Here is a 23,030-nt window from a genome sequence, read left to right as displayed (position 1 = left end):
TCAAAGTTTGGTCAGGGACAGGCCGGCCCACGTCGCGAGCAGCCCGCCGAATACGCTGATCGCCGCATAGCCCAGGGCCAGCGGCACTTGCCCGCTTTCCAGCAGGCGCACCGTATCCAGTGAAAAGGATGAAAAAGTCGTCAGCCCCCCGAGGAAGCCGACCATCAACCCGGCACGCACCTCGATCGGCACCTCCGGGCGTATCAAAAACAGGCCGTACAACACGCCAATCAGCAGACAGCCCACGATATTAACGGCCAGCGTCGCGGTATAGAAGTGCCGCGGCCAATTGGCGTTGACCCAATTGCCGGTGGCGAAGCGCAACAGGGTGCCGGCAATCCCGCCGACGGAGACCGCAACGATCAATGGAAGCACTATTTTCTCCGCTGTCTTGGGCTTAAACGGTCGAGTTGGGCGAGGTGGTTGAGCTTCTCGCCGATCTTCAATTCCAGGCCACGGGGCACCGGTTGATAGAACGGGATCGGCTCGAGCTCTTCCGGGAAATAATCTTCGCCGGCGGCATAGGCATCCGGTTCGTCGTGGGCGTAGCGGTATTCGTCGCCATAGCCCAATTGTTTCATCAGCTTGGTCGGTGCATTGCGCAAGTGCAGCGGCACTTCCAGCGAACCGTATTCGGCAGCGGCGCGCAGCGCGGTCTTGAAGCCCATGTACACCGCGTTGCTTTTTGGCGCGCAAGCCAGATAGGTGATGGCCTGAGCCACCGCCAATTCGCCTTCCGGGCTGCCGAGGCGCTCCTGCACCTCCCACGCCGCCAGGCACAAGCTCAGGGCGCGCGGGTCGGCGTTGCCAATGTCTTCGCTGGCCATGCGCACCACGCGCCGGGCCAGGTACAGCGGATCGCAGCCGCCGTCGATCATCCGCGCGAACCAGTACAGCGCGCCGTCGGGGTTGGAGCCGCGTACCGATTTGTGCAGCGCGGATATCTGGTCGTAGAACGCTTCGCCGCCCTTGTCGAAGCGCCGTCGGGTATCGCCGAGCAGGCTTTGCAGCAGCTCGGTGCCCATCTCGCTGTTGTCTTCGGCCAGATCCGAGGCGTTCTCCAGCAGATTGAGCAGGCGCCGGCCATCGCCATCGGCGGCCGACAGCAGCATCTGGAAGCCTTCATCACTGAGGGTCAGGTTGCGCTTGCCCAGCCCGCGCTCTTCGGTGAGCGCGCGATGCACCAGTTTGCGCAGCGCGGTCTCGTCGAGGCTTTTCAGCACATAGACACGGGCCCGCGACAACAGCGCGTTGTTCAATTCAAATGAAGGGTTTTCGGTAGTGGCACCGATGAAAATCAGCGTGCCGTCTTCGACGTACGGCAGGAACGCATCCTGCTGCGATTTGTTGAAGCGGTGCACTTCATCGACGAACAGGATCGTGCGCTTGCCGTACTGCCCGGCCTGCTGTTTAGCGATTTCAACGGCCTGACGGATCTCCTTGACCCCGGCAAGCACCGCCGAGACCGTTTCGAAGTGCGCATCCGAGACTTCCGCGAGCAATCGCGCCAGGGTGGTCTTGCCCACGCCCGGCGGCCCCCAGAAGATCATCGAATGCAGGGCACCCTGCTCCAGCGCCTCACGCAGAGGCTTGCCGCGAGCGAGCACGTGCTCCTGACCGACATACTCATCCAGATTGGTCGCACGCAAACGCGCGGCCAGTGGCTGGGCAATCGGTGCACTGCGAAACAGATCCATCACGTAGCGTTGAAACCTCTATTTGATCAGGTCGATCACTTGCCCTTGTGGGAGCGAGCCTGCTCGCGAATGCGGTGCACCAGTCACCGTCAATGTTGAGTGAACCATTGCATTCGCGAGCAGGCTCGCTCCCACAGGGTTTTGGATTTATTCCTGGATAACGTCAGCACCCTTCGGGATGTCGAACTTGAACTTCGACGCCGACACCGCTTCGTTGGCCTTGACCCCGGTGAACAGGATGTTGGTGCGCTGACCAACGCTGTCGATCAGTTGCATGTCATTGACCAGGCCGTTGCGGAACGACAGGCGCAGGCTGTCGAACAGGGTGTCTTTGGTCTTCGGCTTGAGGGTGAAGTCGATCACGCCGCCCGCCTCTTTCGCGCTGATCTCGAAGCTCTGGCTGATCTTCGACACGTCACCGGACAGCAGCAGCGCCGGGGTCTGGGTCAGGCGCTCGTCGAGCTTCTTGATGGTGGCTTGTTCCAGGTCCGGGTCCCACAGGGTGACCTTCTTGCCGTCGGAGACCATGGTCTGCTCGTTTGGCGCTTCGGTGTGCCAGTAGAACAGGCCCGGACGCTGCAGAACCATATCACCGCGAGTTTCCTGCAACTGCGTGCCGCTGCCGTCGAGGGTCAGCTGCGAGAAGTTCGCGGTCAGGGTTTTCGATGTTTCCAGCAATTGGGTCAGACGCGCCACGTCCTTGTCATCGGCGTGGGCCGTGAACGTGGTCAGCGCCAGTACTGGCAACAGCATGCGGATAAGACGCATGGGAGTCCTCTTGAATACTCGTTGGGAGAGCGGCGGCACATCATTGTCCCGCCCTTTGCTTTTGCAATCAGTCGCGAACCGGGCCCGGGGCCAGAACTTCACGCGAACCGTTGGTGTTCATTGAGGTGACGACCCCGGCCATTTCCATGGCTTCGATCATGCGCGCAGCGCGGTTGTAACCAATCTTCAGCTTGCGCTGTACCGCGGAAATCGACGCCCGGCGGCTTTCCAGGACGAACTGTACGGCTTCGTCATACAGCGCGTCGGCTTCCGGATCATCACCGTCACCACCACCGCTGCTGCCTTCGAAACCGCTGCCCGCCTCTTCAACACCGTTGAGGATGTCATCGTTGTATTCCGGTGCGCCACGCAGTTTCCAGGCTTCGACCACGCGGTGCACTTCATCGTCGGAAACGAACGCGCCGTGTACCCGGATCGGCAGGCTGGTGCCCGGTGGCATGTAGAGCATGTCACCGTGACCGAGCAGTTGTTCGGCGCCACCCTGGTCGATGATGGTCCGCGAGTCGATCTTGCTCGACACCTGGAACGCCATACGGGTCGGAATGTTGGCCTTGATCAGACCGGTGATCACATCCACCGAAGGTCGCTGGGTCGCGAGGATCAGGTGAATACCGGCGGCACGCGCCTTCTGCGCGATACGCGCAATCAGTTCTTCAACCTTCTTGCCGACGATCATCATCATGTCGGCGAATTCGTCGACCACCACGACGATGGTCGGCAGCTTCTGCAGCAGCGGCGCTTCGTCGTGAATGCTTTCGCGCTTGTACAGCGGATCGCTCAGCGGCTCGCCGGCGTCCTGGGCTTCCTTGACCTTGGCGTTGAAGCCGGACAGGTTACGCACGCCCATCTTCGCCATCAGCTTGTAGCGACGTTCCATCTCGGCAACGCTCCAGCGCAGGGCGTTGGCGGCGTCCTTCATGTCGGTCACGACCGGACACAGCAGGTGCGGAATGCCTTCGTAGATCGACAGTTCGAGCATTTTCGGGTCGATCATGATCAGTTTGGCGTCGTCCGGGCCGGATTTGAACAGGATCGACAGGATCATCGCATTCACGCCCACCGACTTACCGGAACCAGTGGTACCGGCGACCAGCAGGTGCGGCATCTTCGCCAGGTCGGTGATGACCGGTTTGCCGCCGATGTCGTGACCCAGGGCCAGGGTGACCGGCGATTTGAAGTTGTCGTACTCGGGAGTCGACAGCACTTCGGAGAAACGCACGATCTGCCGGTCTTCATTGGGGATCTCGATACCGACCGTGGTCTTGCCCGGAATCACCTCGACCACCCGCACACTGGTCACGGCCAGCGAACGTGCAAGGTCTTTCGCCAGGTTGGCGATGCGGCTGACTTTGACGCCGGCTGCAGGCTGGATTTCGTAACGGGTAATCACCGGACCCGGATGGATCGAGTCCACGGTGACTTCGACGCCGAACTCCTTGAGCTTGATCTCCAGCAAGTGGCCGACCGCTGCCAGTGACTCAGGCGAATAGTTGAGTTGTTTCTTTTCCGCAGGATCGAGGATCGAGATCGGCGGCAAGGTGCCTTCCACGGCGCTGTCGACGAACAACGGCACCTGTTTCTCTTTCTGCACACGCTTGCTTGGCTCCGGCGCCTTGGCCGGGGCCGGGGCGATGACCGGCGGTACCTGCTTCTCGCGATCAGACATGTGCTTGCTCAGGGCCTGCTCGCGCTCGATCAGACGTTCCTTGACCTTGGCCTGTTCACGCTTGTCGGTGACAGTCGGGGCGACCACATCGTGAACGCGATCATCGACTTCACGCAGTTGCGCAACCAGTTGCTTACGCTCGGTTCGGGCCGACCACCAGCGGTTGACCGCGCCCTGAAACAGTTCGAACAGGTCGAGAGTGATCTTGCCGGTGACGTCCATCACCTTGAACCACGACAGGTCGGTGAACACCGTGAGGCCAAACAGGAACAGCGCAATGAACAACAGCGTGCTGCCCTGAATATTCAGGGCATTGCGCGCCAGATCACCGAGACTTTCGCCCAGCGCCCCGCCCGCGCCCGCCGGCAGGCCGGTGGCCGCATGAAAATGGATATGCGCCAGCGCGGCGCCGGACAGCACCAGAAACACCAGACCGATCAGGCGCCAGGAGAACAGCCAGCCGCTCCACTGCCACGGCTCGTGACGTTGACGGAAGATCTGATACGCCTTGACCGCCAGCAGCAGCGGGAAGATGTACGCGAAGTAACCCAGCACCATGAACAGGATGTCGGCGCTGTAAGAACCGGCGGGGCCGCCGAAATTCTGCACGTCGTCAATCTTGCTGTTGTGGCTCCAGCCCGGATCATCCTTGCCGTAGGTCAGCAAGGCCATCATCAGGAACAGGCACAAGGCACCGATGGCGATCAATGCACCTTCCTTGAGCCGGTAGTGCAATTGCTGGCGCCAGAGCGGAACGACTGTTTTTGGTGCTGCGGTGGATTTCTTCAAAACGCTTCTTTTCCTGCGCCTGGGGCGCGTCCATCTATTGAATGTCGATAAAAAACTGCCCAATCCAGGCAGGTAAAAAAGTGAACCGGCGCATCTGAGACTACTTTTAACACTGTGCCGCAGCTTTTATAAACACAGCCATAAACACAGCGCTCTACAAATATTCTGTAACAGCCCGGCATTGTACGGGTTTGTGCGGCTGATGCCATGCTTCAAACCCCATAGCTGAGCATAGCCAAGCGCACAAATCCTGCGGTTCAATTTGAGCATGCATTGCCTTTTGTGACAAAGGCTTATGAGGTGTATTTGATGAACGCAGCGAAGCATTCACGCCTGATCATTCTCGGTTCCGGCCCCGCCGGTTACAGCGCCGCCGTGTACGCCGCCCGCGCCAACCTCAAACCGGTGGTAATTACCGGGCTGCAGGCCGGTGGTCAGCTCACCACCACCGTCGAAGTCGACAACTGGCCTGGCGACGTCGAAGGACTGACCGGTCCGGCGCTGATGGAGCGCATGCAAAAACACGCCGAGCGCTTTGCCACAGAGATCGTTTACGACCACATCCACACCGCCAAGTTGCAGCAGCGCCCGTTCGAGCTCATCGGCGACAGTGGCACTTACACCTGCGACGCCCTGATCATCGCCACCGGCGCTTCGGCGCAGTATCTGGGCCTGCCTTCGGAAGAAGCCTTCGCCGGCAAAGGGGTTTCGGCTTGCGCGACCTGTGACGGCTTCTTCTATCGCAATCAGGTGGTCGCCGTGGTGGGCGGTGGCAACACCGCTGTCGAGGAGGCGCTGTATCTGTCGAACATCGCCAAAGAGGTGCACTTGATCCACCGCCGCGACAAATTGCGCTCGGAGAAAATCCTCCAGGACAAACTGTTCGAAAAAGCCGCCAATGGCAACGTTCGCCTGCACTGGAACCAGAATCTGGACGAAGTGCTGGGCGATGCCAGCGGTGTGACCGGCGCGCGCCTGCGTGACAGCCATACCGGGCAGACCCACGAACTGACACTGGCCGGCGTGTTCATCGCCATCGGCCACAAACCCAACACCGACCTGTTTCAGGGCCAATTACCAATGCGCGACGGCTACCTGCTGGTCAAGGGCGGCAGCGACGGCGACGCCACCTCCACGGAGATCCCCGGCGTCTTCGCTGCCGGCGATGTGGCCGACCACGTCTACCGCCAGGCCGTGACCTCGGCCGGCGCCGGCTGCATGGCGGCACTGGACGCGGAGAAGTATCTAGACGACATTCCTGTCATTTAACGGCACACTTTAGCGCGGGCCTGATGCCCGCACTGCCCTCCCCTTCTGCAAGCCTGGACGCCATGCTGACTTGGTTACAACGCAATTCCCTGACTTTCCCGCCCCTGGATAAGGCCATGCGCGATCCCAATGGATTGCTGGCTGCCGGTGGCGATCTGTCCGCCGATCGGCTGGTGCAGGCTTACCGGCACGGCTGTTTTCCGTGGTTCTCCGAAGGCCAGCCGATCCTCTGGTGGTCGCCGGACCCACGCACCGTGCTGTTTCCCGACGAACTGCATGTCTCGCGCAGCCTCGGCAAATTGCTGCGCAAGCAACGCTACCAGGTGACTTTCGATCAGGATTTCGACGCCGTGATCCGTGCCTGCGCCGCCCCCAGGGATTACGCCGACGGCACCTGGATCACCGAAGCCATGCAGGACGCCTACCTCGAACTGCACCGCCGCGGCTTCGCCCACTCGGTAGAGGTCTGGGATCATGGCCAACTGGTCGGCGGCCTGTATGGCCTGGCGATGGGTCAGCTGTTTTTCGGCGAATCGATGTTCAGCCGCGCCGACAACGCCTCCAAATTCGGCTTTGCCACGCTGGTGCAGCATTTGAAAGACGCTGGATTCGTTCTGATTGACTGCCAGATGCCGACCGATCATCTGCACAGCCTCGGCGCCCGCGCGATCCCCCGCCACGAATTCGCCGACTATCTGGCTCGCCACCTGGATCAACCGAGTCGTGCCACCTGGGTTTGCTGAGCGACTTTTGCGCGCGTGGCTTACACTTAATTCACCAGCTTATCCCGAGGGTTGATCATGACCGAGTTGGCGCGCTTGAAGTTCTATGCCACTCAGCCTCATTCCTGCAGTTATCTGCCCGAGGAGCAGGCGACGACGCTGTTTCTCGACCCGAGTCAGCCCATGGATGTGCACGTCTACGCAGACCTGTCGGAAATGGGTTTTCGTCGCAGCGGCGATCATCTGTATCGGCCCCATTGCCAGAATTGCAATGCGTGCGTGCCTGCACGCATCCCGGTGGCGCAGTTCCTGCCCAACCGCCAGCAGAAACGTATTTTCAAACGCAATGCCGATCTGCAGGTACGCCCGGTAAAACCGCACTTCAGCGAAGAATATTTCGATCTGTACCAGCGCTACATCGAGCAGCGCCATGCCGACGGCGACATGTACCCGCCAAGTCGTGACCAGTTCTCGACCTTTCTGGTGCGCGATCTGCCCTTCTCGCGCTTTTATGAATTTCGTCTCGACGGACGGTTACTCGCCGTCGCGGTGACCGATCTGCTGCCCAACGGCCTGTCGGCGGTCTATACCTTCTACGAACCTGACGAGGAACGCCGCAGCCTGGGGCGTTTCGCAATCCTGTGGCAAATCACCGAAAGCCAGCGCCTGGGGCTAGAGGCGGTGTATCTCGGTTACTGGATCAAGAACTGCAAAAAGATGAACTACAAGACCCAGTATCGCCCCATCGAATTGCTGATTAATCAGCGCTGGGTGATCCTGAACTAATCGCAAGCCGTAAACCCCTTGGCTTGAACCCCCTTTTTCGGGCACAATGCACGCCGCTTTTGCCTGGCGCAGTTGCACCGGGCCATTCATTGGATACCGAGGGCTTTACTGCATGTCGAAAGAAGACAGCTTCGAAATGGAAGGCACTGTCGTCGACACCCTGCCCAACACCATGTTTCGTGTGGAGTTGGAAAATGGGCACGTCGTAACCGCGCATATTTCCGGCAAGATGCGCAAGAACTACATTCGTATTCTTACCGGTGACAAAGTGCGCGTCGAGCTGACGCCCTATGACTTGAGCAAAGGGCGCATTACTTACCGCGCTCGTTAATCAAGTCAATACAAGACGCCCGGCTTTGCCGGGCGTTTTTGTTTGTCTGCGATTTGGGTTTGGGTTTGGGTTTTGGGTGTATATCCGTTGCTGCGGTAACGGCCTCCTATGGTTTCGCTCTTACAGCGAGTCACCTTTTCCAAACGCCGAAAAGGTAACCCAAAAGGCTTTGCCCCGGCGTACGGCACTTCGCTGAGGCTCAGTGTTCCCTCGCTACGGTGCCCATCAGGGCGCATCGCCTCCGGTTTGCTTCGCTGCACCTCCTCTCGATGTATGCGGCTTCGCCGCATGGCGCTGCGCGCCTACCCCCTGATGGACACCTTCGCTCGGCCTGCCGAAGGGGCTGAAGATCAAAAGCCACATCAAGAGCCAAAGCCAGAGCCAGAGCCAGAGCCAGAGCCAGAGCCAGAGCCAGATCAAAAGATCGCAGCCTTCGGCAGCTACATGGGATTGGGTGTTTTCATTTGGAGTTTGGTCGGCTGACAGGCCGCCTTCGCGAGCAAGCCCGCTCCCACAGTGGATTGGGTTAGGCAGTTGGAGATTGGTAGGCTGGTCGGCCGCCATCGCTGGCAAGCCAGCTCCCACAATTGGGCCGGGTGCATCAGCAAGAGATTGGTCGGCTGTCAGGCCGCCATCGCCAGCAGGCTGGCTCCTACAATTTAGAGAGCGTGCACCCATGCGGCGAAGCCGCCCCACTCAACACAATGAGCGTTAGCTCGAGTAAAGCTTTTGATCTCAGGGCCCGTCGGCAGGCTGAGTGGAGGGATTTATCCGGGGGTGGGAGCGCAGCGACCGTTTGGCGCAGCCAAACACAGCGAGAGGAGGTGCAGCGAAGCAAACCGTAGGCGCTGCCCCCGGATGAATACCGGAGCGAAGGAACCCGAGCCTAGGCGAGGGCCGAACGTCAGGGTAAAGCCTTTTTGGTTACTTTTTCGGCGTCTGGAAAAAGTGACCCGCCGTAAGGGCGGAACCCTAAGTGGCCGTTACCGCAGCAACGGATATACACCCAAAAACATCAGCCAACAAAAAGGCGCCCGAAGGCGCCCTCTAAACCAACAACCAAGCAGTCAGGCCATCTCCGCCGTAGTCTCAAAGTCAAACGTCAACTCACCATCCTTGATGTCGATGTGCACTACACCGCCATGCTCGGCCAGCTCGCCAAACAGAATCTCCTCCGCCAGCGGACGCTTGATCTTGTCCTGGATCAGACGCGCCATCGGACGTGCGCCCATCGCCGAGTCATACCCACCGGCCGCCAGCCAACTGCGCGCCGCATCGGTAACCTCCAGCAACACACGCTTGTCTTCCAGCTGCGCCTGCAGTTCGGTAAGGAACTTGTCCACCACGCTTTTGATGACCTCATGGCTGAGGCGACCAAACTGGATAATGGTGTCCAGACGGTTACGGAACTCCGGCGTGAAGCTCTTCTTGATCACTTCCATCGCATCAGACGAGTGGTCCTGATGGGTGAAACCGATCGAAGCACGCGCCGCGGTTTCGGCGCCGGCGTTGGTGGTCATGATCACGATCACGTTGCGGAAATCCGCCTTGCGCCCGTTGTTGTCGGTGAGCGTGCCGTGGTCCATCACCTGCAGCAGCAGGTTGAAGACTTCCGGATGCGCCTTCTCGATTTCATCGAGCAGCAATACACAGTGCGGCTGCTTGGTGATCGCTTCGGTCAACAGACCGCCCTGATCAAAGCCGACATAGCCCGGAGGCGCACCGATCAGACGCGATACGGTGTGGCGCTCCATGTACTCGGACATGTCGAAGCGCACCAGTTCGATACCCAACGCCTTGGCCAGTTGCCGCGCGGCCTCGGTTTTACCGACACCGGTAGGACCTGCGAACAGGAACGAACCGACTGGCTTGTCAGGCGACTTGAGGCCGGCACGGGACAGTTTGATCGCGGTCGACAGCGAATCGATCGCCGCATCCTGACCAAACACCGTCAGCTTCAGGTCGCGCTCCAGGTTACGCAGCAGTTCCTTGTCGGAGCTGGTGACGTGTTTCGGCGGAATCCGCGCGATTTTCGCCACAATGTCTTCAACCTGCGGCACTTCGATACGTTTGACGCGCATCTCGACCGGTTGCAGGCGCTGGTAGGCACCTGCCTCGTCGATCACGTCGATGGCCTTGTCCGGCATATGCCGGTCATTGATGTAGCGCGATGCCAGCTCGGCAGCGGCGCGCAACGACTCATCGCTGTATTCGATGTTGTGGTGCTGTTCGAAGCGCCCTTTCAGGCCGCGCAGGATACCGATGGTGTCTTCCACCGACGGCTCGACAACATCGACCTTCTGGAAGCGTCGTGCCAGCGCACGATCCTTCTCGAAGATGCCGCGAAATTCCTGGAACGTGGTCGAGCCGATGCAGCGAATGTCGCCAGACGACAGCAGCGGCTTGAGCAGGTTCGAGGCATCCATTACGCCACCGGACGCAGCGCCCGCACCGATGATGGTGTGGATCTCGTCGATGAACAGGATCGCCTGCGGACGTTTTTTCAGTTCATTGAGCAACGCCTTGAAGCGCTTCTCGAAATCACCGCGATACTTGGTGCCCGCGAGCAGAGCACCGAGATCGAGCGAATAGACGACGCTGTTGGCCAGCAGATCCGGCACCTGGTTGTCGACAATGCGCTTGGCCAGGCCTTCGGCAATCGCGGTTTTACCCACGCCTGCCTCGCCGACCAGCAACGGATTGTTCTTGCGCCGGCGCGCAAGAATCTGCGCGACACGCTCGACTTCCGATTCGCGGCCGACCAGCGGGTCGATCCGACCCTGGCGCGCGAGTTCGTTGAGATTGCTGGCATAAGCATCCAGCGGATTGCCTGAAGAAGAAGACTCACCGCCCTCGTCGTCCTGCATATCTTGTTCACCTTCAGAGTGATCGCCGTGCCCTGGCACTTTGGAAATGCCGTGGGCGATGTAATTGACGACATCAATGCGCGCAACGCTCTGCTGTTTCAGCAGGAATACGGCCTGACTCTCTTGCTCACTGAAGATTGCAACCAGCACGTTGGCGCCGGTTACTTCGCGTTTGCCCGAGCTCTGCACATGGAAGACAGCACGTTGCAATACACGCTGGAATCCCAGGGTTGGCTGGGTTTCGCGATCTTCGTCGTGGACGGGGATCAATGGCGTGGTGGAGTCGATGAACTCCTGCAGGTCGTGCTTGAGTTTGTCGAGGTTTGCGCCGCAGGCACGCAATACGGTGGCGGCAGCCTCATTGTCCAATAGGGCCAGCAGCAGGTGTTCGACGGTCATGAATTCATGACGCTTCGAACGAGCCTCCTTGAAGGCAAGATTGAGGGTGACTTCGAGCTCGCGGTTTAACATAGCTTCACCTCATACCCAAGTGGTCGGCGATTAACCGTCCTTCTCGATTTCACAGAGTAGCGGATGCTGGCTTTCCCTGGCGTACTGGTTGACCTGCATGGCCTTTGTCTCGGCGATGTCGCGGGTAAACACTCCACATACTGCCCGTCCTTCTGTGTGAACGGCCAGCATGACCTTGGTCGCCAGCTCGCGATTCAGGTTAAAAAACACCTCGAGCACTTCGACGACGAAATCCATCGGTGTGTAGTCATCATTGAACAAAACCACCTTGTACATCGGCGGCGCCTGTAACGCAGGCTTTGCTTCCTGAACAGCAACGCCTGCCGAATCGTCGTCGTGCTCCTCTGGATGATCCTTTTGGAGAAGCGGGCGATCCTGATTGAATGTTAGTCGAATCTGGCTGATTGCATGCATGGAAAGAAAGGTTCGTCAGTTGTGCAAATACAGTGGTGGGGGCGGCTGTACACCTTTTCAACTCCGACTGCCCGGTCACCTTGACTATCGGGAAAACGGTGTTACAACCAATAGAGCCCACAGTGGGTAAAAAAGATCCGCGGAGTCAATCCTTTTAACGGATTAGATTGCGGATGTCCTGGATGATACTCCAGCGATGGAGTCTGTTGCAGAGGGATTTGAGCATGGCTGTCGGCAAGGTCAAGTGGTTCAACAATGCCAAGGGATTCGGCTTCATCAACACCGATGCCCGCGAAGGACGAGACGAGGATGGCAAGGACATAGATTTCTTTGCGCACTACTCGGCTATTGAGATGGTCGGGTATAAAACCCTCAAGGCCGGGCAGGTCGTCAGTTTCGACATCGTTCAGGGCCCCAAAGGCCTGCACGCGGTAAAGATCACAGCGGCGCCCGTGGCAAGCGAATCGGCTACGCCTGCCCCTCATAAAGAAAAGGTGTCGGGCTGACATAACCGTCACCCGGACATGAAAAAACCGCCCGAAGGCGGTTTTTTTGTACCTGCATGGCTTACATGTGCTTGATGATCGCCTCACCGAAGCCCGAAGAAGACACCAGTGTGGCACCTTCCATCAGACGCTCGAAGTCATAGGTCACGGTCTTGGCCTTGATGGCGCCGTTGGTGCCCTTGATGATCAGGTCAGCCGCTTCGGTCCAGCCCAGGTGACGCAACATCATCTCGGCCGACAGAATTACCGAACCCGGGTTGACCTGGTCTTTGCCGGCGTACTTCGGCGCGGTACCGTGGGTCGCCTCGAACATGGCCACGGTGTCGGACAGGTTGGCGCCCGGCGCGATACCGATACCGCCCACTTCCGCCGCCAGGGCGTCGGAGAGGTAGTCACCATTGAGGTTCAGCGTGGCGATCACGTCGTACTCGGCCGGACGCAGCAGGATCTGCTGGAGCATGGCGTCGGCGATGGCATCCTTGACGATGACTTCACGGCCGGTTTTCGGGTTCTTGAATTTCATCCATGGGCCGCCATCGAGCAGCTCGGCGCCGAATTCTTCCTTCGCCACCTCGTAGCCCCAGTCCTTGAAGGCACCTTCGGTGAATTTCATGATGTTGCCCTTGTGCACGATGGTCAGCGACTTGCGGTCGTTGTCCACCACGTATTGCAGGGCCTTGCGCACCAGACGTTTGGTGCCTTCCTTGGAAACAGGCTTGATGCCGATACCGCAATCCTGGTCGAAACGGATCTTGGTGACGCCCATTTCTTCTTTCAGAAACTTGATGACCTTGGTGGCCTCAGGGGAGCCGGCCTTCCATTCGATACCGGCATAAATGTCTTCGGAGTTCTCGCGAAAAATCACCATGTCGACGTCGCCAGGCTTTTTCACCGGGCTTGGCACACCTTCGAACCACACCACGGGACGCAGGCACACATACAGATCGAGTTGCTGGCGCAGGGCTACGTTGAGGGAGCGGATGCCACCACCGACCGGGGTGGTCAGCGGGCCCTTGATGGAGACCACGTAATCCTTGACGGCGTCCAGGGTTTCCTGGGGCAGCCAAGTATCCTGGTCGTAGACCTGGGTCGCTTTTTCGCCAGCATAAACCTCCATCCAGGAAATCTTGCGCTTGCCCCCATAGGCCTTGGCCACGGCAGCATCAACCACTTTGATCATCACCGGGCTGACGTCGACGCCAATGCCGTCACCTTCAATGAAGGGGATGATCGGGTTATCAGGAACATTGAGAGAATGGTCTGCATTGACGGTGATTTTGTCGCCGACGGCTGGAACCTGAATCTTCTTGTAACCCATGCTGAACTCCATTGTTTGGATTGAACATCTGGCTTGGTTCGAGCGTAACCCAGTTAAATCAACACGCAAACCCTCTGTTCACGGCGCGGGCACATCTGGTCTCGTACAAGCCTGAAAGCAAAGGGAAAAGCGCCAAACTCAAGCATTCGCAGCGACTCTACGCCCCACCCGCCCCTGCGACCTTTAGACCAATGGACGAGAATCGTTGCATATGAACCATCGGCAGATTGCCAGCTACCTATGTATAATGCCGCCCGCTGACCAAAGGGTCACGACGGCTGGCCTCTCTAGCACGAGACTTTCCGCCTGATTGGTCGGGTTGTTACCGCAGTCCGACTGCTTGACGCTCTACTGATGCACCCAACATCACCGCGAAGAATCTCGACATTCGGTTCATGGATGACTTTGAACGAACGCGCTTACCCGGCGCCCCTCGAGTTTCTGCGCACGCTTTAGCAAAGAAGAGAGAGTTAATCCGAATATGCCCACCCGCTCGAAGATCATCTATACCTTCACCGACGAAGCTCCAGCCCTCGCCACCTATTCCCTGCTGCCGATCATCGAGGCTTACACCGCCTCGGCCGATATCGCCGTGGAAACCCGCGATATCTCTCTTGCAGCACGCATCCTGGCCAGCTTCCCCGAGCAACTGGGCGACAAAGCCGTAGCCGACCACCTCGCCGAACTGGGCGACCTGGCCGTTACGCCTGAAGCCAACATCATCAAGCTGCCGAACATCAGTGCTTCGGTGCCTCAGCTGCAAGCGGCGATCAAAGAACTGCAAGCCCAGGGTTACAACCTGCCGGACTACCCGGAAACCGTGACCAACGACGCCGAAAAAGAAGCCAAGGCGCGTTACGACAAGGTCAAGGGCAGCGCCGTGAACCCGGTTCTGCGTGAAGGCAACTCCGACCGCCGCGCTCCGCTGTCGGTAAAAAACTACGCTCGCAAGCACCCGCACAAAATGGGCGCCTGGGCCAAAGACTCCAAATCCCACGTCGCTCACATGAGCACCGGCGATTTCTACGGCAGCGAAAAAGCTGCCCTGATCGACGCCGCTGACGCTGTGAAAATCGAGCTGATCGCCAAAGACGGCACCGCGACCGTCCTGAAAGAAAAAACCAGCGTTCAGGCTGGCGAGATCCTCGACTGCGCCGTGATGAGCAAAAACGCCCTGCGCGCGTTCATCGCCGCTGAAATCGAAAGCGCCAAGGCCCAGGGCGTGCTGCTCTCGGTTCACCTGAAAGCGACCATGATGAAGGTCTCCGACCCGATCATGTTCGGCCAGATCGTTGCCGAGTTCTATAAAGACGCCCTGACCAAGCACGCTGACGTGCTGGCCCAGATCGGCTTCAACCTGAACAACGGCATTGGCGATCTGTACGCGCGCATCAAGGCCCTGCCGGCCGAGCAGCAAGCACAGATCGAAGCTGACATCGCAGCGGTCTACGCTGCTCGCCCATCGCTGGCGATGGTCAACTCCGACAAGGGCATCACCAACCTGCACGTGCCGAGCGACGTCATCGTCGACGCCTCGATGCCAGCGATGATCCGTGACTCCGGCAAGATGTGGGGCACCGATGGTCAGCTGCACGACACCAAGGCTGTGATCCCGGATCGTTGCTACGCAACCATCTACCAGGCTGTGATCGAAGATTGCAAAGCCAATGGCGCGTTCGATCCGACCACCATGGGCAGCGTGCCAAACGTTGGCCTGATGGCGAAGAAAGCCGAAGAGTACGGCTCGCACGACAAGACCTTCCAGATCAAGGCTGACGGCGTGGTTCGCGTTACCGACAGCAAGGGCAAGCTGCTGATGGAGCAGGCTGTTGAAGCCGGCGACATCTTCCGCATGTGCCAGACCAAAGATGCGCCGATCCAGGACTGGGTCAAACTGGCCGTCAACCGTGCTCGCGCCAGCAGCACCCCGGCGATCTTCTGGCTGGACCCGATGCGCGCCCACGACGGCGTAGTGATCGAGAAGGTTCAGGCTTACCTGAAGGATCACGACACCAGCGGCCTGGACATCCAGATCATGGCGCCGGTCGATGCCATGAAGTACACCCTGCAGCGCACCCGCGAAGGCAAGGACACCATCTCGGTGACCGGCAACGTACTGCGCGACTACCTGACCGACCTGTTCCCGATCATGGAACTGGGCACTAGCGCCAAGATGCTGTCGATCGTGCCGCTGATGAACGGCGGTGGTCTGTTCGAAACCGGCGCCGGTGGTTCGGCTCCGAAGCACGTGCAGCAATTGGTTGAAGAGAACTTCCTGCGCTGGGATTCGCTGGGCGAATTCCTGGCTCTGGCAGCCTCCCTCGAGCATTTGGGTGTGAACTACAACAACCCGAAAGCGCTGGTTCTGTCGAAAACCCTGGATCAGGCCACCGGCCAGTTCCTCGACACCAACAAGTCGCCATCGCGCAAGGTCGGCAACATCGACAACCGCGGCAGCCACTTCTACCTGGCGCTGTACTGGGCTCAGGCCCTGGCCGCCCAGACCGAAGACGCTGCACTGCAAGCGCAGTTCGCGACCCTGGCCAAAACCCTGACCGAGAACGAGGCGACCATCGTTGCCGAGCTCAACGCCGTGCAGGGCAAGCCAGTGGACATCGGCGGTTACTACCACGCCGACGCCGAGCTGATCAGCAAGGCCATGCGCCCAAGCGCAACCTTCAACGCGGCGATTGCTGCGCTGGTTTAAGGTTGTAGAGGGAACATCACAAACCCCGGCCGTGTGCCGGGGTTTGTGTTTTCAGAATTCACAAAAATCCCATGTGGGAGCGAGCCTGCTCGCGAATGCGGTTTATCATTCACCACCTTCGTTGACTGACCCACCGCTTTCGCGAGCAGGCTCGCTCCCACAGTTGACCGCGCTACCATCGAGGAAACCCTATGGAATGGCTCCCCCACATCACCGTTGCCACCATCGTCGAAGACAACGGCCGCTTCCTGATGGTCGAAGAGCACAAAGCTGGGCGTAATGTGCTCAACCAGCCCGCCGGCCATCTCGACCCGAACGAGACCCTGATCGACGCCGCCATCCGCGAAACCCTTGAGGAAACCGGCTGGGACGTCGAACCCACCGGCGTAATCGGCATTTATCTGTATACCGCGCCGAGCAACGGCGTGACGTATCAACGCGTGTGCTTCAGCGCCAAAGCGGTGAAACACCACCCCGACTATCAACTGGACGACGGCATCGTCGGCGCCAAGTGGTTGACCCGTAGCGAATTAATCGCTCAGCGCGACAACTGGCGCAGCGAGCTGATCATCCGTTGCATCGACGACTATCTGGCCGGCCATCACTTCAGTCTCGAACTGATCCGCCCTTCTCTTTAGCCTTGAGGCCGTGAGCCTGCTAGAATCGCGTCCTTTTTCAAGACACTCATTGAATCCCTATGCGTGATCCAGCCCCTTCTGACACATCCAAGAAGCGCGTCATTGTCGGCATGTCCGGCGGCGTGGACTCTTCCGTTTCCGCTCTCCTGCTGATCGAGCAGGGTTACGAGGTGGAAGGCCTGTTCATGAAGAACTGGGAAGAAGACGACGGAACGGAATACTGCACCGCCATGGACGACCTGGCGGATGCCCAGGCCGTGTGCGACAAGATCGGCATCAAGCTGCACACCGCCAACTTCGCCGCCGAGTACTGGGACAACGTGTTCGAGCACTTCCTGGCCGAATACAAGGCCGGTCGCACGCCGAACCCGGACATCCTGTGCAACCGCGAGATCAAGTTCAAGGCGTTCCTCGACTACGCCATGATGCTTGGCGCCGACCTGATCGCCACCGGCCACTACGTGCGCCGTCACGACATCGATGGTCGTACCGAACTGCTCAAGGGCCTCGATCCGAACAAGGACCAGAGCTACTTCCTGCACGCCGTCGGCGGCGAACAGATCGCCAAGACCCTGTTCCCGGTCGGTGAACTGGAAAAGCCCGAAGTGCGCGCCATTGCCGAGAAATACGAGCTGGCGACCGCCAAGAAGAAGGATTCCACCGGGATCTGCTTCATCGGTGAGCGACGTTTCAGCGATTTCCTCAAGCAATACCTGCCGGCGCAACCGGGCGAAATCAAAACCACCGAAGGCGAAGTCATCGGCCGTCACCACGGCTTGATGTACCACACCATCGGTCAGCGTCAGGGCCTGGGCATCGGCGGCCTGAAAGATGCGGGCGACGAGCCGTGGTACGTGCTGCGCAAGGATCTGGACACTAACGAGCTGATCGTCGGCCAGGGCAACAACCATCCGTGGCTGTTCTCCAGCGCCCTGCTCGCTTCGGAAATCTACTGGGTCAATCCGATCGACCTGAGCCAGCCACTGCGCCTGACCGCCAAAGTGCGTTATCGCCAGAGCGATCAGGCTTGCACCCTGGAAAAAACCGCAAACGGCTACCGCGCCGTGTTCGACGAACCGCAACGCGCGGTAACCCCGGGTCAGTCCGTGGTGTTCTATGACGGTGAAATCTGCCTCGGTGGCGGCGTGATCGAAGTGGCCGAGCCGTGGAGCGGCCAGGCATGAGCCCGACTCAGGAGCAACTGACGGCGCTGGGCGGCGTGTTTCTCGCCGCCGTGCTGGTCGACCGCATCGCCAAGACCGGCCAGACCAGCGAGGCCGGCCTGAGCTGCATGCTCGGCAGCCTGCTGGTACGCGACCCGAAGGACACACTGGACGTGTACGGCGGCGACGACCTCAATCTGCGCGAGGGTTATCGGGCATTGATCGGCGCCCTCGAGCGCGACCCGAGCACCCTGCAACGCGAACCGCTGCGCTATGCCCTGTCGATGCTCGGCCTGGAACGCCAACTGGCCAAACGTGACGACATGCTCGACACCATTGGCAAACGCCTGCCGCAGATCCAGTCGCAGGTCGAACACTTCGGCCCGGCCCACGAAAACGTGATCGCCGCCTGCGGTGCGCTGTATCAGGACACCCTGAGCACCCTGCGCCAGCGGATTCAGGTGCATGGCGACATGCGCAACCTGCAGCAACCGAGCAACGCCTCGAAGATCCGCGCCCTGCTGCTGGCCGGCATCCGTTCGGCACGCCTGTGGCGACAGCTCGGCGGCCACCGCTGGCAGTTGGTGATCAGCCGGCGCAAGCTGCTCAAAGAGCTGTATCCGTTGATGCGCAGCGAGTAAATCGTCGCGCAATAAAAGTTTTGTAGTCTGTAGCGCGTAATACGCCGGTCAGTTGGCAACGGACCGGCGGATTTTTTCATGTATGATACGCGCCCCATTTCGTTGCCCGACTGTCCGAGAACACCCCATGCAGCTCTCTTCGCTCACTGCGGTTTCCCCTGTTGACGGCCGCTACGCCGGCAAAACCCAGGCCCTGCGCCCGATTTTCAGCGAGTACGGCCTGATCCGTGCCCGCGTCCTGGTTGAAGTGCGCTGGCTCCAGCGCCTGGCCGCCCACGCCGGTATCCCGGAAGTGCCAGCCTTCTCCGCCGAGGCCAACGCCGTTCTCAATGAACTGGCTGAAAACTTCTCGCTGGAGCACGCTGAGCGCGTCAAAGAGATCGAGCGCACCACCAACCACGACGTCAAGGCGATCGAATACCTGCTCAAGGAGCAGGCGGCCAAGCTGCCGGAGCTGGCCAAGGTCAGCGAGTTCATCCACTTTGCCTGCACCAGTGAAGACATCAACAACCTGTCCCACGCCCTGATGCTGCGCGAAGGCCGTGACGACGTGATGCTGCCGCTGATGCGTCAGACTGCCAACGCCATCCGCGAACTGGCGATCCGTTTCGCCGACGTGCCGATGCTGTCGCGCACCCACGGCCAACCGGCCTCCCCGACTACTCTGGGTAAAGAGCTGGCGAACGTGGTTTACCGTCTCGAGCGTCAGATCGCTCAAGTCGCTGCCGTGCCGCTGCTGGGCAAGATCAATGGCGCCGTAGGCAACTACAACGCGCACCTGTCGGCCTACCCGCAGATCGACTGGGAAGCCAACGCCCGCGCCTTCATCGAAGACGAACTGGGCCTGGGCTTCAACCCGTACACCACGCAGATCGAACCGCATGACTACATCGCCGAGCTGTTCGACGCGATCGCGCGCTTCAACACCATCCTGATCGACTTCGACCGTGACATCTGGGGCTACATTTCCCTGGGTTATTTCAAACAGCGCACCATCGCTGGCGAAATCGGTTCGTCGACCATGCCGCACAAGGTCAACCCGATCGACTTCGAAAACTCCGAAGGCAACCTGGGCATCGCCAATGCACTGTTCCAGCACCTGGCGAGCAAACTACCAATTTCCCGCTGGCAGCGCGACCTGACCGACTCCACCGTACTGCGCAACCTCGGTGTGGGCTTCGCTCACAGCGTGATCGCCTACGAAGCCAGCCTCAAAGGCATCAGCAAGCTTGAGCTGAACGCTGACAAGATCGCTGCCGATCTGGACGCTTGCTGGGAAGTATTGGCCGAGCCGATCCAGACCGTGATGCGCCGCTACAACATCGAAAACCCGTACGAAAAGCTCAAAGAACTGACCCGCGGCAAGGGCATCAGCCCTGAAGCGCTGCAGACTTTCATCGACGGCCTGGACATGCCAGCCGAAGCGAAAGCCGAGCTGAAACAGCTGACCCCGGCCAACTACATCGGCAACGCTGTGGCGCAAGCCAAACGCATCTGATTCACCGCTTGACCCGTTTGAGACGCCCGGCCGCGCCGGGCGTTTTTATTCCCGTCTGAAAAATGCTTTTTTTCAATAGGTTACACATGAATCCTGATACTCCTCTTCAACTTCTGGGCGGTCTCACGGCGCGCGAATTCATGCGCGATTACTGGCAGAAAAAGCCGCTGCTGATCCGTCAGGCCATCCCTGACTTCGAAAGCCCGATCGACGCCGACGAACTGGCCGGCCTGGCCCTGGAAGAAGAGGTCGAGTCGCGCCTGGTGATCGAGCACGGCGAGCGTCCGTGGGAGCTGCGTCGCGGCCCGTTCGCCGAAGACGAATTCAGCAAGCTGCCGGAAAAAGAGTGGACCCTGCTCGTTCAGGCCGTTGATCAATTCGTCCCGGAAGTCAGCGAGCTGCTGGAAAACTTCCGCTTCCTGCCGAGCTGGCGCGTCGATGACGTGATGATCAGCTTCGCCGCCCCGGGTGGCAGCGTCGGCCCGCACTTCGACAACTACGACGTGTTCCTGCTGCAAGGCCACGGCCAGCGCAACTGGAAGATCGGCCAGATGTGCGACTCCGAAAGCCCGCTGCTACAACACGCGGATCTGCGCATCCTCGCCGAATTCCACGAGACCGAAGAGTGGGTGCTGGAACCGGGCGACATGCTCTACCTGCCGCCGCGCCTGGCCCACTGCGGTGTCGCCGTGGACAACTGCATGACCTACTCGGTTGGCTTCCGCGCCCCGAGCGCCTCGGAGGTACTGACCCACTTCACCGACTTCCTCAGCCAGTTCCTGACTGACGAAGAACGCTACACCGACGCCGATGCGAAACCGGTCAGCGATGATCCGCATCAGATCCAGCACGATGCACTCGGTCGCCTGAAAAGCCTGCTCGCCGAGCACATGAGCGACGAGCGCCTGCTGCTGACCTGGTTCGGCCAGTACATGACCGAGCCGCGCTACCCGGAACTGGTGGTCGGCCCGGAAGACGTTGAAGAAGACGACTTCCTCAACGCCCTGCAAGACGGCGCCGTGCTGATCCGCAACCCGAGCGCGCGCCTGGCCTGGTCGGAAGTCGATGACGATCTGCTGCTGTTCGCCAGCGGCCAGAGCCGTTACCTGCCGGGCAAGCTGCGCGAGCTGCTGAAGATGATCTGCGCTGCCGATGCGCTGCATGTCGACAACCTCGGCGAGTGGCTCAACGACGAAGACGGTCGCGGCCTGCTGTGCGAACTGGTCAAACAAGGCAGCCTGGGATTTGCCGATGAATAAGATTCGCGTACGTGTCGCAGACTGGCAAAAGGACAACGCCGAGATCCGGCGCATTCGTGAAACGGTGTTCATCGCCGAACAATCGGTGCCACCCGAGCTGGAATGGGACGCCGATGACGCGACCGCCGTGCATTTTCTGGCGTTCGAAGGCGACTTTCCGATCGGCACCGCCCGCCTGCTGCCCGACGGGCACATTGGCCGGGTTTCGGTACTGAAGGACTGGCGCGGGATGAAGGTGGGCGACGCGCTGATGCAAGCGGTCATCGCCGAAGCCGAAGCCCGCGGCCTGCAGCAGCAGATGCTCAGCGCCCAGGTACAGGCCACGGCGTTCTATGAGCGCCTGGGCTTCAGCCTGGTCAGCGAGGAATTCCTCGAAGCCGGGATTCCGCATGTCGATATGGTTCGGCATTCGGCCTGACCTGAAGTGATCCTGTAATTTCTGGAGATTTTGTGATCTCTGGAGATCCTGTGGTGAGGGGATTTATCCCCGATGGGTCGCGGAGCGGCCCCAAAATTTCAGGTCTGCTTCGCAGCCCATCGGGGATAAATCCCCTCACCACAAAGGCTCTTGAGCCCCCCTCAAAACGCCCCGCCATTTTCCGATGCCGGGGCGTTTTGCTGTCTACGATTCAACTTGCCCCACCCCGGGCCGACAAACTGGCAATATCAAGCCTTTCGAAAGCGGAGATAACGGACATGTCCCTACGCACCCTGCTCACCACCCTGCTGCTCGGTTGCAGTTTTTCGGTGATGGCAGCCACAGAAATCGTGCCCCTCAACTACCGCACCAGCGCCGACATGCTGCCGATGGCGCAAGACTTTATCGGCAAGGACGGTCAGGTCAGCGCCTATGGCAACCAACTGATCATCAAGGCCGAGCCGGACAAGATTCAGGAACTCAAGGCGCTGATTACCCAGCTCGATACTGCGCCCAAACGCCTGTTGATCACGGTTGATACCAATGAAAACAACGGTCGCGGCGATGAAGGCTACTCGGTCAACGGCGCGCAGCCGAATCAGACCCGCATTATCAGCCGCAGCACCGCCAGCCGTGACGGCGGCGTGCAGCAAGTACAGGCTACCGACGGCATGCCGGCGCTGATTCAGGTCGGCCAAAGTGTGCCGATCACCAGCAGCCAGACCAACTCCTACGGCGACTACAGCAGCCAGACCCAATACCGTAACGTCACCCAAGGCTTCTACGTCACCGCCAGCGTCACCGGCGACATCGTTCACCTGGCAATCAGTACCAACCGTGACCGCATGAGCCAGGAACGTCCCGATGTAGTGAACGTGCAAAGTACCGACACAACGGTCAGCGGACGCCTGGGCGAATGGATCACCCTCGCCGGCGTAAACCGTGAAACCCAGGCCGACAAACAGGGCCTGACCCGCAGCTACTCGACTCAAGGCCGGGATGACATGACTTTACGGGTCAAAGTCGACGCCCTGGACTAAAGCACCGAAAACTGACTGATTAGTCGTATTAGACGAAAGAT

At 59.7% G+C, this 23,030-nt stretch carries 20 protein-coding genes; 13 read left to right on the top strand and 7 right to left on the bottom strand.

Going from position 1 to position 23,030, the window contains the following annotated elements; all coding sequences use genetic code 11:
- The 4 genes from crcB to ACOYXG_RS10115 form a co-directional block, all read right to left on the bottom strand.
- Nucleotides 1-375, bottom strand: a complete 375-nt coding sequence (gene crcB / locus ACOYXG_RS10130; RefSeq protein WP_027614675.1) for a fluoride efflux transporter CrcB — start codon at nucleotides 373-375, stop codon at nucleotides 1-3.
- Nucleotides 375-1,697: a replication-associated recombination protein A gene (locus ACOYXG_RS10125; RefSeq protein ID WP_003223849.1), complete on the bottom strand. Its 1,323-nt coding sequence runs from the start codon at nucleotides 1,695-1,697 to the stop codon at nucleotides 375-377. The genes crcB and ACOYXG_RS10125 overlap by 1 nt, the downstream gene beginning before the upstream one ends.
- 147 nt (nucleotides 1,698-1,844) lie before the next feature.
- Complete coding sequence (lolA, locus tag ACOYXG_RS10120) at nucleotides 1,845-2,465, bottom strand: outer membrane lipoprotein chaperone LolA (RefSeq protein ID WP_007966612.1); 621 nt, start codon at nucleotides 2,463-2,465, stop codon at nucleotides 1,845-1,847.
- 67 nt (nucleotides 2,466-2,532) lie between these two features.
- Complete coding sequence (locus ACOYXG_RS10115) at nucleotides 2,533-4,941, bottom strand: DNA translocase FtsK (RefSeq protein WP_027614674.1); 2,409 nt, start codon at nucleotides 4,939-4,941, stop codon at nucleotides 2,533-2,535.
- A gap of 309 nt (nucleotides 4,942-5,250) precedes the next feature.
- Here ACOYXG_RS10115 and trxB point away from each other — a divergent pair, with 309 nt between their 5' ends.
- The 4 genes from trxB (at nucleotide 5,251) to infA (ending at nucleotide 8,049) form a co-directional block, all read left to right on the top strand.
- A complete protein-coding gene (gene trxB, locus ACOYXG_RS10110) occupies nucleotides 5,251-6,210 on the top strand; it encodes a thioredoxin-disulfide reductase (RefSeq protein ID WP_027614673.1) in 960 nt (319 codons plus the stop codon).
- A gap of 62 nt (nucleotides 6,211-6,272) precedes the next feature.
- Nucleotides 6,273-6,953, top strand: a complete 681-nt coding sequence (aat, locus tag ACOYXG_RS10105; RefSeq protein WP_460357422.1) for a leucyl/phenylalanyl-tRNA--protein transferase — start codon at nucleotides 6,273-6,275, stop codon at nucleotides 6,951-6,953.
- Between the two features lie 57 nt (nucleotides 6,954-7,010).
- Nucleotides 7,011-7,718 (top strand): arginyltransferase, encoded by a 708-nt coding sequence (locus tag ACOYXG_RS10100; protein ID WP_027614671.1) that lies wholly within the window; start codon nucleotides 7,011-7,013, stop codon nucleotides 7,716-7,718.
- 112 nt (nucleotides 7,719-7,830) lie between these two features.
- Complete coding sequence (infA, locus tag ACOYXG_RS10095; RefSeq protein WP_002553999.1) at nucleotides 7,831-8,049, top strand: translation initiation factor IF-1; 219 nt, start codon at nucleotides 7,831-7,833, stop codon at nucleotides 8,047-8,049.
- A gap of 1,067 nt (nucleotides 8,050-9,116) precedes the next feature.
- Here the strand turns inward: infA and clpA are convergent.
- Nucleotides 9,117-11,387 carry an ATP-dependent Clp protease ATP-binding subunit ClpA gene (gene clpA, locus ACOYXG_RS10090; protein WP_007964841.1) on the bottom strand — a complete coding sequence of 757 codons (2,271 nt, stop codon included), beginning with the start codon at nucleotides 11,385-11,387 and terminating at the stop codon, nucleotides 9,117-9,119.
- Nucleotides 11,388-11,417: 30 nt separating this feature from the next.
- A complete protein-coding gene (gene clpS / locus ACOYXG_RS10085) occupies nucleotides 11,418-11,801 on the bottom strand; it encodes an ATP-dependent Clp protease adapter ClpS (protein ID WP_027614670.1) in 384 nt (127 codons plus the stop codon).
- A 224-nt stretch (nucleotides 11,802-12,025) separates the two neighbouring features.
- Here clpS and ACOYXG_RS10080 point away from each other — a divergent pair, with 224 nt between their 5' ends.
- Nucleotides 12,026-12,307 carry a cold shock domain-containing protein gene (locus tag ACOYXG_RS10080; protein WP_097088214.1) on the top strand — a complete coding sequence of 94 codons (282 nt, stop codon included), beginning with the start codon at nucleotides 12,026-12,028 and terminating at the stop codon, nucleotides 12,305-12,307.
- Nucleotides 12,308-12,368: 61 nt separating this feature from the next.
- Here the strand turns inward: ACOYXG_RS10080 and icd are convergent, their stop codons facing one another.
- Nucleotides 12,369-13,625 (bottom strand): NADP-dependent isocitrate dehydrogenase, encoded by a 1,257-nt coding sequence (icd, locus tag ACOYXG_RS10075; RefSeq protein WP_003223831.1) that lies wholly within the window; start codon nucleotides 13,623-13,625, stop codon nucleotides 12,369-12,371.
- Between the two features lie 481 nt (nucleotides 13,626-14,106).
- On the opposite strand from icd, the gene ACOYXG_RS10070 reads away from it, so the two are divergent.
- The 8 genes from ACOYXG_RS10070 to ACOYXG_RS10035 all read left to right on the top strand — a co-directional run bounded on the left by ACOYXG_RS10070 (nucleotide 14,107) and on the right by ACOYXG_RS10035 (nucleotide 22,989).
- Nucleotides 14,107-16,332, top strand: a complete 2,226-nt coding sequence (locus tag ACOYXG_RS10070) for an NADP-dependent isocitrate dehydrogenase (RefSeq protein WP_460357417.1) — start codon at nucleotides 14,107-14,109, stop codon at nucleotides 16,330-16,332.
- A 191-nt stretch (nucleotides 16,333-16,523) separates the two neighbouring features.
- The gene (locus ACOYXG_RS10065) at nucleotides 16,524-16,970 is read left to right on the top strand and encodes an NUDIX hydrolase (protein ID WP_007964846.1); all 447 of its coding nucleotides are present in this window, start codon (nucleotides 16,524-16,526) and stop codon (nucleotides 16,968-16,970) included.
- Nucleotides 16,971-17,029: 59 nt separating this feature from the next.
- Entirely contained in the window at nucleotides 17,030-18,154 is a 1,125-nt protein-coding gene (gene mnmA, locus ACOYXG_RS10060) for a tRNA 2-thiouridine(34) synthase MnmA (protein ID WP_460357414.1), read from the top strand.
- Entirely contained in the window at nucleotides 18,151-18,774 is a 624-nt protein-coding gene (hflD, locus tag ACOYXG_RS10055; RefSeq protein ID WP_003223824.1) for a high frequency lysogenization protein HflD, read from the top strand. The genes mnmA and hflD overlap by 4 nt, the downstream gene beginning before the upstream one ends.
- Nucleotides 18,775-18,901: 127 nt before the next feature.
- Nucleotides 18,902-20,272 carry an adenylosuccinate lyase gene (gene purB, locus ACOYXG_RS10050; RefSeq protein WP_027614666.1) on the top strand — a complete coding sequence of 457 codons (1,371 nt, stop codon included), beginning with the start codon at nucleotides 18,902-18,904 and terminating at the stop codon, nucleotides 20,270-20,272.
- A gap of 86 nt (nucleotides 20,273-20,358) precedes the next feature.
- On the top strand, nucleotides 20,359-21,531 hold the full coding sequence (locus ACOYXG_RS10045; RefSeq protein ID WP_003223820.1) for a ribosomal protein uL16 3-hydroxylase: 1,173 nt from the start codon (nucleotides 20,359-20,361) through the stop codon (nucleotides 21,529-21,531).
- Nucleotides 21,524-21,949: a GNAT family N-acetyltransferase gene (locus tag ACOYXG_RS10040; RefSeq protein ID WP_003223818.1), complete on the top strand. Its 426-nt coding sequence runs from the start codon at nucleotides 21,524-21,526 to the stop codon at nucleotides 21,947-21,949. Before ACOYXG_RS10045 ends, ACOYXG_RS10040 begins: the two co-directional genes overlap by 8 nt.
- A 278-nt stretch (nucleotides 21,950-22,227) precedes the next feature.
- A complete protein-coding gene (locus tag ACOYXG_RS10035; RefSeq protein ID WP_103369318.1) occupies nucleotides 22,228-22,989 on the top strand; it encodes a secretin N-terminal domain-containing protein in 762 nt (253 codons plus the stop codon).
- Nucleotides 22,990-23,030 lie beyond the last annotated feature (41 nt).

The organism is Pseudomonas sp. G3-39, from assembly GCF_054790485.1.
Note: the sequence above shows the minus strand (reverse complement) of the source record. Positions and strands in the feature narration are given on the sequence as shown.